The sequence below is a fragment of the Streptomyces sp. NPDC001904 genome (assembly GCF_040297005.1).
In the GTDB taxonomy this organism is placed as follows: Bacteria; Actinomycetota; Actinomycetes; order Streptomycetales; family Streptomycetaceae; genus Streptomyces.
The window spans coordinates 195,586-209,865 of the sequence record NZ_JBEOYI010000006.1 but is presented as its reverse complement, the minus strand read 5'-3'; the positions used below and the strand labels follow the sequence as shown (position 1 = coordinate 209,865).

General features: G+C 71.5%; 14 protein-coding genes. 9 read left to right on the top strand and 5 right to left on the bottom strand.

Annotation, left to right across the window (positions count from 1 at the left end; translation table 11 throughout):
* Window positions 1-20: 20 nt before the first annotated feature.
* Window positions 21-1,937: a potassium channel family protein gene (locus tag ABT127_RS12400; protein WP_351447750.1), complete on the bottom strand. Its 1,917-nt coding sequence runs from the start codon at window positions 1,935-1,937 to the stop codon at window positions 21-23.
* Window positions 1,938-2,152: 215 nt separating this feature from the next.
* Here ABT127_RS12400 and ABT127_RS12395 point away from each other — a divergent pair, with 215 nt between their 5' ends.
* Entirely contained in the window at window positions 2,153-2,746 is a 594-nt protein-coding gene (locus tag ABT127_RS12395; RefSeq protein WP_351447747.1) for a uridine kinase family protein, read from the top strand.
* A 31-nt stretch (window positions 2,747-2,777) separates the two neighbouring features.
* On the opposite strand, the gene ABT127_RS12390 is transcribed toward ABT127_RS12395, so the two are convergent.
* Together ABT127_RS12390 and ABT127_RS12385 are read right to left on the bottom strand one after the other, a co-directional pair.
* Window positions 2,778-4,058, bottom strand: a complete 1,281-nt coding sequence (locus tag ABT127_RS12390; RefSeq protein WP_351447744.1) for a YeeE/YedE family protein — start codon at window positions 4,056-4,058, stop codon at window positions 2,778-2,780.
* A gap of 261 nt (window positions 4,059-4,319) precedes the next feature.
* Window positions 4,320-5,738 (bottom strand): amino acid permease, encoded by a 1,419-nt coding sequence (locus ABT127_RS12385; protein ID WP_351447742.1) that lies wholly within the window; start codon window positions 5,736-5,738, stop codon window positions 4,320-4,322.
* Between the two features lie 339 nt (window positions 5,739-6,077).
* Between ABT127_RS12385 and ABT127_RS12380 the strand changes: the two genes are divergently transcribed.
* Window positions 6,078-7,769 carry a hypothetical protein gene (locus tag ABT127_RS12380; RefSeq protein ID WP_351447739.1) on the top strand — a complete coding sequence of 564 codons (1,692 nt, stop codon included), beginning with the start codon at window positions 6,078-6,080 and terminating at the stop codon, window positions 7,767-7,769.
* 58 nt (window positions 7,770-7,827) lie between these two features.
* Here ABT127_RS12380 and ABT127_RS12375 read toward each other — a convergent pair whose 3' ends face one another.
* On the bottom strand, window positions 7,828-8,322 hold the full coding sequence (locus ABT127_RS12375) for an FBP domain-containing protein (RefSeq protein WP_351447737.1): 495 nt from the start codon (window positions 8,320-8,322) through the stop codon (window positions 7,828-7,830).
* An 86-nt stretch (window positions 8,323-8,408) separates the two neighbouring features.
* Between ABT127_RS12375 and ABT127_RS12370 the strand changes: the two genes are divergently transcribed.
* Genes ABT127_RS12370 through ABT127_RS12360 form a run of 3 tightly spaced genes read left to right on the top strand, consistent with a single transcriptional unit; the run spans window position 8,409 to window position 11,626 of the window.
* The gene (locus tag ABT127_RS12370) at window positions 8,409-8,984 is read left to right on the top strand and encodes a TetR/AcrR family transcriptional regulator (RefSeq protein WP_351448223.1); all 576 of its coding nucleotides are present in this window, start codon (window positions 8,409-8,411) and stop codon (window positions 8,982-8,984) included.
* Window positions 8,981-10,153, top strand: a complete 1,173-nt coding sequence (locus tag ABT127_RS12365) for a GDSL-type esterase/lipase family protein (protein ID WP_351447734.1) — start codon at window positions 8,981-8,983, stop codon at window positions 10,151-10,153. Before ABT127_RS12370 ends, ABT127_RS12365 begins: the two co-directional genes overlap by 4 nt.
* Before the next feature lie 27 nt (window positions 10,154-10,180).
* Window positions 10,181-11,626 (top strand): glyceraldehyde-3-phosphate dehydrogenase, encoded by a 1,446-nt coding sequence (locus ABT127_RS12360; protein WP_351447732.1) that lies wholly within the window; start codon window positions 10,181-10,183, stop codon window positions 11,624-11,626.
* Between the two features lie 84 nt (window positions 11,627-11,710).
* Here the strand turns inward: ABT127_RS12360 and ABT127_RS12355 are convergent, their stop codons facing one another.
* Window positions 11,711-12,475, bottom strand: a complete 765-nt coding sequence (locus tag ABT127_RS12355; RefSeq protein WP_351447729.1) for a metallophosphoesterase family protein — start codon at window positions 12,473-12,475, stop codon at window positions 11,711-11,713.
* Window positions 12,476-12,674: 199 nt separating this feature from the next.
* On the opposite strand from ABT127_RS12355, the gene ABT127_RS12350 reads away from it, so the two are divergent.
* From ABT127_RS12350 to ABT127_RS12335, 4 genes are all read left to right on the top strand, one after another.
* Complete coding sequence (locus ABT127_RS12350) at window positions 12,675-13,247, top strand: nitroreductase family protein (RefSeq protein ID WP_351448220.1); 573 nt, start codon at window positions 12,675-12,677, stop codon at window positions 13,245-13,247.
* A gap of 311 nt (window positions 13,248-13,558) precedes the next feature.
* On the top strand, window positions 13,559-13,741 hold the full coding sequence (locus tag ABT127_RS12345) for a hypothetical protein (RefSeq protein WP_351447726.1): 183 nt from the start codon (window positions 13,559-13,561) through the stop codon (window positions 13,739-13,741).
* Window positions 13,742-13,807: 66 nt separating this feature from the next.
* Window positions 13,808-13,939, top strand: a complete 132-nt coding sequence (locus ABT127_RS12340) for a hypothetical protein (RefSeq protein WP_351447723.1) — start codon at window positions 13,808-13,810, stop codon at window positions 13,937-13,939.
* Window positions 13,940-14,083: 144 nt separating this feature from the next.
* Window positions 14,084-14,266, top strand: coding sequence for a hypothetical protein (locus ABT127_RS12335; protein ID WP_351448242.1), 183 nt, complete (start codon window positions 14,084-14,086; stop codon window positions 14,264-14,266).
* The last annotated feature ends 14 nt before the right edge of the window (window positions 14,267-14,280 follow it).

Genomic DNA, 14,280 nt, shown 5'->3' with positions numbered 1-14,280 from the left:
ACCGTCCGTCCCGGACCGCGTCAGGCCTGATCCGCCCGGTTCGGGGAGTGGCTGCGGCCGAGGAGTTCGGCCAGGCCCTGCCGGGTCGCGGCGAGGACCACCCGGTCCTGCGGGTGCAGCACATGGCCGGGATGCAGGTTCCACACCAGACCGGTGGGGCGGGGCGCGCTCTCGTCGTCCTCGGGGCCCGCGGACAGATCCGGGCGGCGCTCCGCCGGCTCCGTGGCGTCCAGCGCGAGCACCCGCCAGTGCCCCGGCCGGAACGATTCCGCGATGGTGCGCCCCGCCAACTGGGGATGTCCCGCCACCTCCAGGGCGGCGAACAGCAGCACGCTCCGCTCGACCGGGACGGCGCCCAGGATCTGACGTCCCATCATGGCCCCGGCGAAGGCGGGCGCGGCCAGCGTGGACACGCTGCGGCTGCGGGTCAGGGCGCGGGGGTGCGCGGCCCGCAGCGTGCGGTAGACGGCGGCGGCGAACGCGTCGTCGTACAGACGCAGCACCACCCGCAGATCGGGCTTGAGCGCACGGGCGGACAGCGCCGCCTCCAGGTTCGTGGTGTCGACGCTGGTCAGGGCGAGCAGCGCGGCCGCGCGATGGATCTTGGCCGCCTCCAGGACCCCGTCCGACGCCGCGTCACCGATCACCGTGGGCACGCGCATGCTCCGCGCCAGCGGGATTCCGCGCGCCTCCGGGTCGGCCTCCACGCACACCACGGGGATGCCGAGTTCACCGAGCCGGGACAGCACCCGGGTGCCGACCTTGCCGAGCCCGAGCAGCACGATGTGCCCGGACAGACCGCGCGGCGGTCGGCGCAGCGCGGCGGAGGTGCGGAAGGTACCGAGCGCCTCCAGCACGGCGGCCAGCAGCACCGGCAGCAGCAGCAACCCGGCGAGCCCGGTGAGGAGTTGCAGGACCTTGCGGGCCGTCGGCTCGCCGATGGCCGGGTCGTCGATGGCGAAAAGGTCCAGCAGGGTGAGATAGCCGGCGCGCAGCGGATGCATGTCGCCGGTGGCCCAGGTGGCGATCGCCAGACCGAGCACGCTGGCCGTCAGGCCGAACAGCGACCAGCGCAGCCGCCGTGAGAAGAACGAGCCGAACGGCATCCCGCGGGTGGCCGACGACCAGCTCGGCGCGGTCCGTTCGGCGGGGGCGATCGTCTCCAGGACGACGGTGCCGCGCCCGGTCGCGGCGGCCACGGTGGCGTCGTCGGGCAGCAGCCGCGGCCCGTCCCGGCCGTCGTCGGAGTCCGAACCCTCCGACCCCGCCGGGTCGTTGGTGGTCGCCGACAGCAGGGCGAGCGTGGCGAGCCCCGGATCGGGGACCTGGCCCGGCCCCGGCGGAGTGCGCTCGACGGCGCGCAGCAGCAGCCCGTCGGCCTGGACGATCTTGCTGGTCCCGGCGACGGCGGTGGCCGCCAGCGCGGGCGCGGCCGTGTCGGCGTCGGACAGCACCGTGGTCGAGTTGTCCAGGCTCTCCGGGTCGAGACCGGGCGTGGACAGCGCCGCGGCCTGGTCGAGCAGATCGGCGAGATGGCGGCCCAGGCTGCGGTTGTAGAGCCGGATCACCAGGCGCAACTGCGGGTTGAGCCGCCGGGCGACCAGCGCGGCCCGGATGTTGATCTCGTCGTCGTCGTGCACGAGCGCCAGCGCCCGTGCCTCGGTCACCCCCGCGTCCGCGAAGGCCTGTTCGTCGAGGACGGCCGCCTGCTGGACGCGCGGGGGCGCCGCCGGTTCGTCCGGGTCGGGCGTGCGGCCGAGCACCGACTGCATCCGGGCCAGCAGCGCGGCGGCACGGGCCCGGGCCGCCGGGGCGACGCGTCCGGCGACGCCGTCGCCCGGGGAGCCGGGGACGACCACGGTGACCTGCTCCCCGTACAGCTTGCGCAGCTCCGCGGCGAGCCGCTCGGCCAGCGCGTCGTCACCGCACACGATCATGTGGCCCCGGGACTGCGGGGCGGGAGGGCTCTGCGGGTGCTGCGTGTTCTGTGCGGACGATGTGTTCTGTGCGGACGGTGGGGGAGGAGGAGGCTGGTGGGGCACCGTGTTCATGGGATCAGTCAACCGGCTGGAGGGAAGAGGCGGCTACGTTTCCGAGGACCCGCGGCCCGAACCCTTCCCTGCGCACGCCCGATCGGTCACGATGATCTCCCATGACGACGATCCGGACAGCCGCCGACGAAGTGGCCGCTGCCCTGCCCGCCCGTACCCGCTGGGGGTTCGCCCTCGTCGCCCTCGACGGTATGGGGGGCTCGGGCAAGTCGACCCTGGCGGCCGCTCTCGCCGAGCGGTGCGGCGCCGCGGTCGTGCACGGTGACGACTTCTACCGGCCGATGGACCGGGAAGAACGAGCCGCGCTCACCCCCGCGGAGGGCTGCGACCGCTACTTCGACTGGCAGCGGCTGCGCGACGAGGTGCTGTTCCCGCTCGCATCGGGCCACGCCGCCCGGTACGGCCGCTACGACTGGGGGAGCGGTGAGCTCGCCCCCGAAGAGACACACACCGTTGCCCGAACGGGCATCGTCGTGATCGAGGGCGTCTACACGGCGCGCCCCGAACTCGCCGGGTTCTACGACCTTCTGGTGTACGTCGACACCCCGCCCGAGGAGTCCATGCGGCGGCTGCGCGAGCGCGGCCACGACCACGGGCCCCTCGACTGGGAGGCACGCTGGCGGGCGGCCGAGGAGCACTACGTGGCCGCCACCCGCCCGCGCGAGCGCGCCGATCTCGTCGTCGCCGGGTACTGAACGCCCGTACCCGTACGAGGACGTGTCCGCGTCAGCAGACGCTGTCGGTCGGCTTCGGGTTGCCGAGGCCGAACAGGGGGCGCAGGCGCAGTCCGGCCCAGGTGCCGACGAGGGCGATGCCGCCCCAGAGCCAGCCGTGCAGGGAGCCGGACGCGATCCCGGCCAGGTAGGCGCCGATGTTGCAGCCGCCGGCCAGACGCGCGCCGATGCCCATGAGGACACCGCCGACGACGGCCGCGAGCGCCGTGCGGGCGGGGATGCCGCGGTGCAGCTTCCACACCCCGCCGGCCGCCGCGGCGACGGCGGCGCCGACCATGATGCCGATGTCGGTGAGGCTGTTCTTGTCGGCGAGCACCGGCCCCGCCAACTGGGCGGAGCTGCCCGGCTGCTGCCAGAACGCCCAGGTCTCCGGGGAGGCGCCGAGCAGACCGGCCAGCTTCGAGCCCCACAGTGCGAACGCGCTGGTGATGCCCCAGGCGCCGCCCGACACGAGCAGTACACCGGCGCCCAGTACGGCGAGCACGACGGCACCGGCCGCGAGCGGCCAGGAACCCCGCACCGTGCGGGCGAGCGCGCCGCGCGCGGACGGCGGGGTGCCGATCGGCGGCGGGTTGCGGCGGGCCTGTACGGCGCGCGCGACGTACCAGACCACGGCGAGCGCCACGATCGTCACCGCCCAGGAGCCGAACCAGCCGACGTGGTCGGACAGCACGTAGGGATCGAACGCCGGAAGATCGCTCCAGAGCCCGAACTGCCAGGCCGCCAGCGTCGATCCGGTGATGAAGCCGAAGAGGGTGAGCACGATCGTGCTCTGTCCCGAACCGACGGCGAACAGGGTGCCGGAGGCGCAGGCGCCGCCCAGCTGCATGCCGACCGCGAAGAGGAACGCGCCGATCAGCAGGCCGACACCGATCGGGCCCGCGCTGGGCGCGGGCACCGATCCGAACAGCCCGCTGCCGGTGCCGATGATCAGCGCGAAGAGGGTCGCCGTGGTGCCGAGGAGCAGGGTGTGGGCGCGCAGCCCCGCGCCGTTGCCGACGGCCACCAGCTGCCGCCAGGCGGAGGTGAACCCGAACCGGGAGTGGAACAGGGCGAAGCCGAGCCCCGTGCCGAGCAGCAGCAGGACGCCCGGCTTGGCGCCGTGCCGGGCGAACACGTACGCGACGAGCGCGGCGCCGACGACACCGGCCACGGCGAGCGGCACGCGCCGCACCGGCGGGGCGGTCTCGGCGCCCGGCGCCGGAGCGGAGGTGGGAGCGGGGGAGAGCAGGCCGGCGCGGGGCGGCGCCCCGGCCGCGGGGGCGGTGGTCAAGGGAGGACTCCGGGGAGGCGGGAGGAAAGGACGGACCGGAAGAGGGCCGCGCGCACGGCGCGGCAGGGCGTCAGCGGCGACAGAGCGCGTCGTCGACGCTCCACGGCGTTGCCGCGAAGAGCGCGAGAGCCAGCTGACGGGCGGGTCCGAACATGTGCGCCACTCTAAGGACCGGAGCGGAAGGTGAGAATCCCGTCTCACATGACGGTCAGGGGCGCCCGGCTGACGGGACGCCCCTGACGGTTCGGGTGGCGGGACGGATCAGGCGGTCGCCCGCAGGTCCTTGCGCTGCTTGACGTACCCGCCCAGGGCCAGCGCGCCGACCAGGACCGCGGAGACGTACAGCTGGTCGCGGCCGCTGTCGGTGGTGGCCATCGCGACGAACACGCCGGCGATCGCCAGCAGGGCGACCCAGGTCAGGTACGGGAAGCCCCACATGGGCACGGTCAGCAGCTCGGGCGACTCGCGCTCCAGGCGGCGGCGCATCCGCAGCTGGGTGAGGCAGATGAAGACCCAGCCGACGAGGACGGCGACACCGGTGGTGTTCATCAGCCAGGTGAAGACGGTGTCGGGCCACCAGATGCCGGCGAAGACCGCGAAGAAGCCGAAGGCGCAGGAGGCGAGGACCGCGGCCATCGGGACACCGCGGGTCACCCTGACGATGAAGCGCGGCCCGAGGCCCCGGCTCACCAGCGAGTACGCCATGCGCGACGAGCCGTAGATGTTGGCGTTCATCGCGGACAGCAGGGCGACCAGGATGACGACCTGCATGATCGTGCCGGCCGCCGGGATCCCGAGCTGGTCGAGGACGGTGACGTACGGGCCGTCGGTGGCGACGGACGGCTTGTCCCAGGGAACCAGGACGACGACCAGGGCCATGGAGCCGACGTAGAAGAGGGCGATGCGCCAGACGGCGGTGCGCACGGCGCGGGCCACGTTCTCGCGGGGCTTGTCGGACTCGGCGGCGGCGATGGTGACGGTCTCCAGGCCGCCGTACGCGAACACAGCCGTCAGCAGACCGGCGATCAGCCCGGTGGTGCCGGTGGGGAAGAAGCCGCCGTCGCCGGTGAGGTTGGACGTGCCGGGGGCGTCGCCGAAGACACCGCAGATGCCGAGCACGCCGAGCACCAGGAAGGCGCAGATCGCGGTGACCTTGAGGGCGGAGAAGACGAACTCGAACTCGCCGAAGTTGCGCACGGCGAGGAGGTTGCTCGCGCAGAAGAACGCCATGAAGACGGCGACCCAGCCGTAGGCGGGCAGGAACGGCACCCAGCCGTGCATGATCTGCCCGGCCGCCGTGGCCTCCGCCGCCACGCCGCAGCACAGCATCGTCCAGTACGTCCAGCCGGAGGTGGCCCCGGCCCAGGCGCCGAGTTCCTTCTCCGCATGCACGGAGAAGGAGCCGGTGGCCGGGCGGGCCGCCGACATCTCGCCGAGCATCCGCATGATCAGCATGACGACCGCGCCCGCGGCGGCGAACAGCAGCACGACGGCGGGTCCCGCGGCGGCGATGCCCGCGCCGGAGCCGACGAAGAGTCCGGCGCCGATCACGCCACCGAGGGCGATCATGGAGAGGTGACGCTGCTTGAGCCCGTGCGAGAGCCCGGTCTCCGCACCCGGGTCGGGAGCTTCCTGGGCGTCCTGACGCCGGTCGGCGACGGATGTGGGGGTGCTGGTCAAGGTCGTACCTGTTCTGCGCTTGCCGGACCGTCCACGGTCCGCGGACACGGTTTCCGGTGGGCGGTCCGCGGCTGGTCGGCGGTCCGTCATGTGAGACGAGATCGGCCCAGTATGCGGGCACCGTCCGATGATCAAAACGCGGTGTTCGTTATTCGGACACCTTGCTCACGGGCTGTGCCGGGGCGACCTCAGTGGCTCCTGCTACCCGTGCGCGCCTGGCTCATGCGCCCGTCGGCCTCACGCTCCGCGAAGCGGTGCGGCGGGCTGGTACCCGAGCGGCCGTCCCGGTAGGACAGGGGCAGGGGCGTACGGCCCCGACCGTGACGAGGAGCGCCGCGCATGGACCACCAGGACTACTTCGACCTCGGCCACCACACCCGTCCCGTGACCACGACGTCCACCGCGGCGCAGACCTGGTTCGACCGCGGTCTGAACTGGACGTACGCCTTCAACCACGAGGAGGCCGTCCGCTGCTTCGAGGCGGCCGCGGCGGCCGACCCGGAGTGCGCCATGGCGGAGTGGGGACTGGCCTACGCACTCGGCCCGAACTACAACAAGCCCTGGGAGTTCTTCGACGCCCGGGAACTGGCCGAGACCGTGGAGCGGACGCACGCCGCCGTGCAGCGCGCCCTCGACAAGGCCCGGAGCACCGAGGTCGGCCCGGTCGAGCGGGAGCTGATCGAGGCGCTGCGGGCCCGCTATCCGCAGGCCGTCGCCGACTCCGCCGAGGAGTGTGCCGTCTGGAACACGGCATACGCCGACCGCATGCGCGCCGTACACCGGCTCGCCCCCGACGATCTCGACGTGGCGGCCCTCCACGCCGACGCGCTCATGAACCTCACGCCCTGGCAGCTGTGGGACATCCGCACCGGGCAGCCGGCGCCCGGCGCCCGGACCGTCGAGGCGCGCGAGGTCATCGAACGGGCCATGGCCGGACCCGCCGGTGCCCACCACCCCGGGCTGCTGCACGCGTACATCCACCTGATGGAGATGTCCCCGACCCCCGAGGTGGCCCTGCCGGCCGGTGACCGGCTGCGCGGCCTGGTGCCCGACGCGGGGCATCTGGAACACATGCCCTCGCACCTGGAAGTCCTGTGCGGCGACTACCGGCGGGTGCTCACCGACAATACGGCGGCGATCGCGGCCGACGAGAAGTACCGCGCGAGGGCGGGGGAGTTGAACTTCTACACCCTGTACCGGTGCCACAACCTCCACTTCAAGCTCTACGGCGCGATGTTCCTCGGCCGCCGGCAGGACGCGATGGACACGGTGCGGCGGCTCGAAGAGGCCGTCCCCGAAGAGCTGTTGCGCGTGCCGAGCCCGCCCATGGCCGACTGGCTCGAGGGGTTCGTCGCGATGCGGGTGCACGCCCTCGTCCGCTTCGGCCGCTGGACCGAACTGCTCGGCCTGCCGCTGCCCGACGACCCGAAGCTGTACTGCGTGACCACCGCCATGCTGCACTACGCGCGCGGCGTCGCCCTCGCGGCCACCGGCCGTGTCGAGGACGCCGAGGCCGAGCGGGACCTCTTCCGTGCCGCGCGCGCCCAGGTCCCCGAGACCCGCATGCTGTTCAACAACACCTGCGCCGACATCCTGGCGATCGCCGCGCAGATGCTCGACGGGGAACTCGCCGACCGCAAGGGGGACGTGGAGGAGGCGTTCGCGGCCCTGCGCCGCTCCGTGGAGCTGGACGACACCCTGCCCTACGACGAACCCTGGGGCTGGATGCAGCCGTCCCGCCACGCGCTCGGGGCGCTCCTGCTCGAACAGGGCCGGGTCGCGGAGGCCGAGGCCGTCTACCGTGCCGACCTGGGACTCGACGACACCGTGCCGCGTGCCCGGCAGCACCCCGGCAACGTCTGGGCGTTGCACGGCTTCCGCGAATGCCTGGTACGGCTCGGACGGGAGGGCGAAGCACGCATCGTCGCCCAGCAGTTGACGCTCGCGACCGCGCTGGCCGACGTGCCCGTCGAGGCGTCGTGCTTCTGCCGGACGACGGCCGTGACCGGCTGCTGCTCGGGGGAGGACTGACACTCGGGGGGACCGACCGGGCGGTGGCCCTCGCGATCCGGGCGGTGGCCTTCGCCGCTCAGGCGGTGACCTTCGCGATGAACGCCGCGACGTTCGCCACGGTCCGCTCGATCTTCTCCTCCGGCGTCAGCGTCTCGTGCATCCGGGCGCCGGCCCCCGCGTCCTTCAGGCCGCGCACGTAGAGCGAGCAGGCCAGATCGCTGCATATGTAGGCGCCCACCGAGTCGCCCTGCTTCCCGGCCTTGCCCGCCTTCGGCGCGACCAGCAGCGCGACCCCGCCCGTGTGCGTCGTGACGCACATCGAGCACATGCTGCGCCGTGTCTGCCAGGACATCGCCGACTGCGCGCCCCGCAAGGTGATGCCCCGCGGCCGCCCGTCGATCTCCGCCACCAGATAGGCGCGGTCCGGCGCCTGGAGGTCGCGCCAGCCGAAGAAGTCGAGGTCCTCCCACGGGTGCTCCGCCAGATCGCGCGGCACGGACAGGCGCTTCGCCTCGCCCTTGCTGCAGTTCACGAAGGAGCCGCGGATGTCTGTCTCGGTCAATGGCTTCATGAACACGAGGCTAAGTTGCCTAAAGGGTTTAGGCAAATGCATAATGGTCAAGGTTGAAGTGACAGATGGTTTCGGAAAGGGCGGCCATGGTGCGCGCAGGGCTCAACGCGGAACGGCTGGCCCGGGCCGGGGCAGAGCTGGCCGACGAGGTCGGCTTCGAGCAGGTGACCGTGTCGGCGCTCGCCCGGCGCTTCGACGTCAAGGTCGCGAGCCTGTACTCGCACGTGAAGAACTCGCACGACCTCAAGACCCGGATCGCGCTGATCGCCCTCCAGGAGATGGCCGACCGGGCTGCCGACGCCCTCGCGGGCCGGTCGGGCAAGGACGCCCTGACCGCCCTGGCGAACGTGTACCGCGACTACGCCCGTGAACACCCGGGCCGCTACGCCGCGGCGCAGTTCCGCCTCGATCCGGAGACCGCCGCCGCGAGCGCCGGCGTGCGGCACGCGCAGATGACCCGCGCCCTGCTGCGCGGCTACGACCTGACCGAACCCGACCAGACACACGCGGTCCGCCTGCTCGGCAGCGTCTTCCACGGCTACGTGAGCCTGGAGATGGGCGGCGGCTTCAGCCACAGCGCCCCCGACTCCGACGAGACCTGGACCCGAACCCTGGACGCGCTCGACGCCCTGCTGTGCAACTGGCCCGAGGAGAAGAAATGACCACCCCCCTGATCACCGTCCCGCTCACCGCCGACCTGCTGCGCGGCGCCCTCGACGTCGAGCGCACCCCCCTCGGTCTCCTGCCGCACCGGCTCCCCGCGTGGGCGCGCGCCCAGAACACCGACGGGCAGCTCGCCATGGCCGAGTCCCAGCCCTCGGGCGTCCGTCTCGCCTTCCGTACCCGCGCCACCGCGATCGAGCTGGACACGCTGCCGACCAAGCGCGTCTACGTCGGTGCCCTGCCCCGCGCCGAGGGACTGTACGACCTCGTCGTCGACGGCAGGCTCGCCGGACAGGACAGCGTGAGCGGCGGCCACACGCTCACCATCGACATGACCGAGGGCACCTTCGAGCGCACACCCGGGACGCCCGGCACGCTCCGCTTCACCGATCTCCCCGACACCCTGAAGGACGTGGAGATCTGGCTGCCGCACAACGAGACCACCGAACTCGTCGCCCTGCGCGCCGACGCCCCCGTCGAGGCCGCGCCCGCGCCGGACCGTCCCGTCTGGCTGCACCACGGCAGCTCCATCAGCCACGGCTCCGACGCCGCGAGCCCCACGACCACCTGGCCCGCGCTCGCCGCGTCCCGGGCCGGTGTCGAGCTGATCAACCTGGGCTTCGGCGGCGCCGCGCTGCTCGACCCGTTCACCGCGCGCGCCGTGCGCGACACCCCCGCCGACCTGATCAGCGTCAAGATCGGCATCAACATCGTCAACGCCGACGTGATGCGCATGCGCGCCTTAACCCCGGCCGTGCACGGCTTCCTCGACACGATCCGCGAGGGGCACCCGACGGCCCCGCTGCTCGTCGTCTCCCCGATCCTCTGCCCGGTCCACGAGGACACCCCCGGACCCAGCGCCCCCGATTTCGGTGACCCCGCCGACGGCCGCGTCACGTTCAAGGCGATGGGGGACCCCGCCGAGGTCGCCCTGGGGAAGCTCACCCTGCGCACCATCCGCGACGAGCTGGCCCGGATCGTCGAGCAGCGCGCGGCCGACGATCCGAACCTTCACTACGTGGACGGTCTCGACCTCTACGGCGAGGCCGACCACGCGGAGCTGCCCCTGCCGGACGACATCCACCCCGACGCGGCCACCCACCGGCGCATCGGTGAGCGCTTCGCGGACCTGGGGCTCGGGCCTCTGAGCGGGCGGGTTAGCATATGAGCGCCATCTAGCTCGAAAGAGATGATCGTGACTGTCAACGACGACTCGTTCACCAATTGGAAGCACCGCGAGGAGACCGCGGAGGCGATGATCCCGATCATCGGGAAGCTGCACCGCGAGCGGGACGTGAACGTCCTGCTGCACAGCCGCTCCTTGGTGAACAAGTCGGTGGTGAGCATTCTCAAGACCCACCGATTCGCCCGGCAGATAGCCGGCGCAGAGCTCTCGGTCACCGAGACGATGCCGTTCCTGCGGGCCCTGTCCGCCCTCGACCTGGGGCCCTCCCAGATCGACCTCGGCATGCTCGCCGCCACCTACAAGACGGACGAGCGCGGGCTGAGCGTCGAGGAGTTCACCGCCGAGGCCGTCGCCGGCGCCATCGGCACCGGTAGCGTCGAGCCGGGCGCCGGCCGCGACGTCGTCCTGTACGGCTTCGGCCGCATCGGCCGCCTCGTCGCCCGCCTGCTCATCGAGAAGGCCGGCTCCGGCAACGGCCTGCGGCTGCGCGCCGTCGTCGTCCGCGGCGGCGGCGAGTCGGACCTGGTCAAGCGGGCCTCGCTGCTGCGCCGCGACTCCATCCACGGCCCGTTCCAGGGCACGATCACCGTCGACGAGGCGAACAGCACCATCGTCGCCAACGGCAACGCGATCAAGGTGATCTACGCGAACGACCCGACCGAGGTCGACTACACCGCGTACGGCATCAACAACGCGATCCTCATCGACAACACCGGCAAGTGGCGCGACCGCGAGGGCCTCTCCACGCACCTGCGCCCGGGCATCGACAAGGTCGTCCTCACCGCCCCCGGCAAGGGCGACGTCCCGAACATCGTGCACGGCGTCAACCACGACACGATCAAGCCGGACGAGCAGATCCTGTCCTGCGCCTCCTGCACGACCAACGCGATCGTGCCGCCGCTGAAGGCGATGGCCGACGAGTACGGGGTGCTGCGCGGCCACGTCGAGACGGTCCACTCGTTCACCAACGACCAGAACCTGCTGGACAATTACCACAAGGCCGACCGCCGCGGCCGCTCCGCGCCGCTCAACATGGTGATCACCGAGACCGGCGCCGCCTCCGCCGTCGCCAAGGCGCTGCCGGACCTCAAGGCCCCCATCACCGGCAGCTCCATCCGGGTCCCCGTCCCCGACGTGTCGATCGCCATCCTCAGCCTGCGCCTGGGCCGCGAGACGACCCGCGAGGACGTCCTGGAGCACCTGCGCGACGTCTCGCTGACCTCGCCGCTCAAGCGTCAGATCGACTTCACCGACTCGCCAGACGCGGTCTCCAGCGACTTCATCGGCTCGCGTCACGCGTCGATCGTCGACGCGGGTGCCACCAAGGTCGACGGCGACAACGCGATCCTCTACCTCTGGTACGACAACGAGTTCGGCTACTCGTGCCAGGTGATCCGCGTCGTCCAGCACGTGTCCGGCGTCGAGTACCCGACGTTCCCGGTGCCCGTCGCCTGACGGACCGGCACCCGGGGGTGAACGTGCGCCGTACGCACCGCGCGTTCACCCCACCGGCCGCCGTTCGCCGTGCGGGATGTCCGATCAGGAGCCGTGACGCTCGCTCATGGGGCCGAACGTGCGGACTGCCTCGGCATCGGTGGTGACCGCTCGGACATAGTGTTCGGCCCAGGTGCGCGCGCCGGGAAACCCTGACTCACGGGCCACCCGGGCCACCGCCTCATCGATGTCGAACGCGGTGTGCCGCAGCTGCACTTGGCCTTCCGCCAGGAGGGCCCATGAGCCTCCGGCCCTCCCGTACGGCATGCCGATGCTCCCGGAGTTGACGACGAGGCGCTCGTCGACGAGACGCAGGAACGGCATGTGGGTGTGCCCGCAGACCACCGTCCGTACGTCGTCGGGGAGATCGGAGAAGACCTCCGCCCACCGGTCCAGAGGTGTGTCGACGAGCACGATCTCGTCGTCGCGACGGGGACTCCCGTGACAGAAGACGGTCCTGCCGAAACCGTCGACGTCCACGGTCACCGGGTGAGGAAGGTCCGCCAGGAAGCTCACGTCCTCCGGACGCAGCTGTTCGGCAGCCCAGAGGTCGATCTCCCACGCCTGGTCGGAGGCGAACTCACCCCGCGCCATCGCCACGAGCTCGCGGTCGGCGTTGCCGCGGACCAGAAGCGCCTTCTCCCCGAGCTCGCGGAGCCGGTCCAGAACCTCGACCGGCTGTGGCCCCGCCAGATGGTCCCCGGTGGCGACGATGAGCTCGGCCGCCATGACATCAGGCTCGCTCAGCACGGCGTCCAGCGCCGGCAGCACACCATGAATGTCGGACAACACAGCGACACGGGCAACCATGAGCGACCTCGCAACGTGGGGGAGTGGGCCATCTTCCGCTCAGTCTGCCCGGTTGCCGGAGGCCCTGCAGCCAGGCGAAGATCCGCTCCACCATCCATGGGTACACGCCCAGTCCGGTGCTGTTGGAATACGTTCCTGTGATGACGGGTTGCTTGGGGACATGTGATCTGATCCGGAGCCGCTCGGTGGTATTCATCCTCTGCTGGCAGGACGGTTCAGCCCCTCCCGGTTCGACCCGTCGGCCGCCGTCGATGACGACACCCTCGGGCTGTTGCTGGAAGCCGCACGGTGGGCGCCGTCTGCCGGGAACTCTCAACCATGGGGCTTCTTCGCGAGCCGGCCCGGTGAGCCGGAGCACGAGCGGGTGGCCCGCCACCTCGCGCCCAGCTCGGGCCGGTGGGCGCGGGACGCAGGGCTGCTCGTGGTCACGTCGGCGCGCCGCCACATTGACGACACGCGTCTGCTCTACTCCGAGTTCGCGGAGTACGACCTTGGTCAGGCCATCGCTCATATGACCGTGCAGGCGCAGGCGTTGGGCCTGGCCGCGCGACAGTTCCGGGCCTTCGACCTGGACGGCCTGACCGGGGAGCTTCGGCCGAACCCGGGATGGGCGATCATCTCCATGATCGCGCTGGGGCAGGCGGCCGAAGGACCGTCGAAGAACCGTGACCGGCGTAGCGTCGCCGATCTTCTGTCCGCTCCCTGGGCCGATGGACCGCAGCCGCTCGCTGCACCGGCCGTGGGCCAGAATCGCCCGGCAGTTCTCCCGTGACCACGCTGCCGATGGGGCCGGTGCGCCAAGAGCCGTCTTCCTGCACGACATGGACGTCCGACCCAGTCGCGATCGGCATCGTGGACGTACACCGGGGCGTCGAAGGCCCGGTCCCACTCGGTCATCACGCCGTAGAAGTGCGGGTGACCGACGGCAATCGCGCTGATTCCAGCAGCGCACGCCGGCCGACCACGACCGGCCGCATCGCCCCACTCCGAAGACGCCGGGCCCCGGTCCGCGGAACCGGGAACCTTCCGGATGCGGCACTCGTCTGATCAGTCACCTGGAAGACCAAGCACCAGAGGTGGTGGATGAACCCAACCCCCCAGGCCTCCGTACCGCGTTGGCCCGGCACGGTGCACGTGCTGATATCGATCGTCATCCTCCCGGCGGTCGCCACCCGCGATCTGATCTCGCACGTCATCGCGCTGCTCGGCGCTGACCTACGGGGCGGTCCGTCCTTCGAGAGCGCCGCGTCGCCGCTGCTGCGATAGCGGCTGCGGCCCCCTTCGGTGCGCTGAGGCGTTCAGTGCACGAGGGCTCTCAAAGGATCACTACCCATGCGTGCGATCTGCCGTGTCCTGCTGAAGCCCCTGTTCGGCAAGCTCCGCGAGGAGATGGACGAGGGCGACCTGGGCTCCGTTCCCTCCGAGTGGCTGGAGACGGAGCAGGAGTCCAGCGAGGACGAGTGATCACGCGAAGACCGTCCGGCAGCAACAGCGCCGGGCGGTCTTCGCACGTCTGTGGATCTGCCCGCGCGCCGCCACTCGCCGGCCGCTGGTACAGAGCGACGGAAGGGTGACAGTCAGGGGAACTGATGGCCGCGGCGAGACGTCGTGCAGTACATGACGGTGCATGGAATCGGTGGCTCGACGGGGATTGAGCAAGTGATCGGCTTCCTCCTTGCCATCACCGTCCCCATCGTCGTCGGTGGAGCACTCATCTTTTCCCTGGTCGGACTGACGATGTGGGCGACAGCTCCGATCCGCCGACGCAGGCGCGCTCGTTCCGGCGACTGATCCGGGGGGATCGG

Bases quoted from the DNA above. Each gene is read 5' to 3' on its own strand.
- ABT127_RS12340 (WP_351447723.1), top strand. From the start codon at position 13,808: ATGCGTGCGATCTGCCGTGTCCTGCTGAAGCCCCTGTTCGGCAAGCTC.
- ABT127_RS12400 (WP_351447750.1), bottom strand. From the start codon at position 1,937: ATGATCGTGTGCGGTGACGACGCGCTGGCCGAGCGGCTCGCCGCGGAG.
- ABT127_RS12365 (WP_351447734.1), top strand. From the start codon at position 8,981: ATGACCACCCCCCTGATCACCGTCCCGCTCACCGCCGACCTGCTGCGC.
- ABT127_RS12375 (WP_351447737.1), bottom strand. From the start codon at position 8,322: ATGAAGCCATTGACCGAGACAGACATCCGCGGCTCCTTCGTGAACTGC.
- ABT127_RS12395 (WP_351447747.1), top strand. From the start codon at position 2,153: ATGACGACGATCCGGACAGCCGCCGACGAAGTGGCCGCTGCCCTGCCC.
- ABT127_RS12370 (WP_351448223.1), top strand. From the start codon at position 8,409: ATGGTGCGCGCAGGGCTCAACGCGGAACGGCTGGCCCGGGCCGGGGCA.
- ABT127_RS12345 (WP_351447726.1), top strand. From the start codon at position 13,559: ATGAACCCAACCCCCCAGGCCTCCGTACCGCGTTGGCCCGGCACGGTG.
- ABT127_RS12380 (WP_351447739.1), top strand. From the start codon at position 6,078: ATGGACCACCAGGACTACTTCGACCTCGGCCACCACACCCGTCCCGTG.
- ABT127_RS12355 (WP_351447729.1), bottom strand. From the start codon at position 12,475: ATGGTTGCCCGTGTCGCTGTGTTGTCCGACATTCATGGTGTGCTGCCG.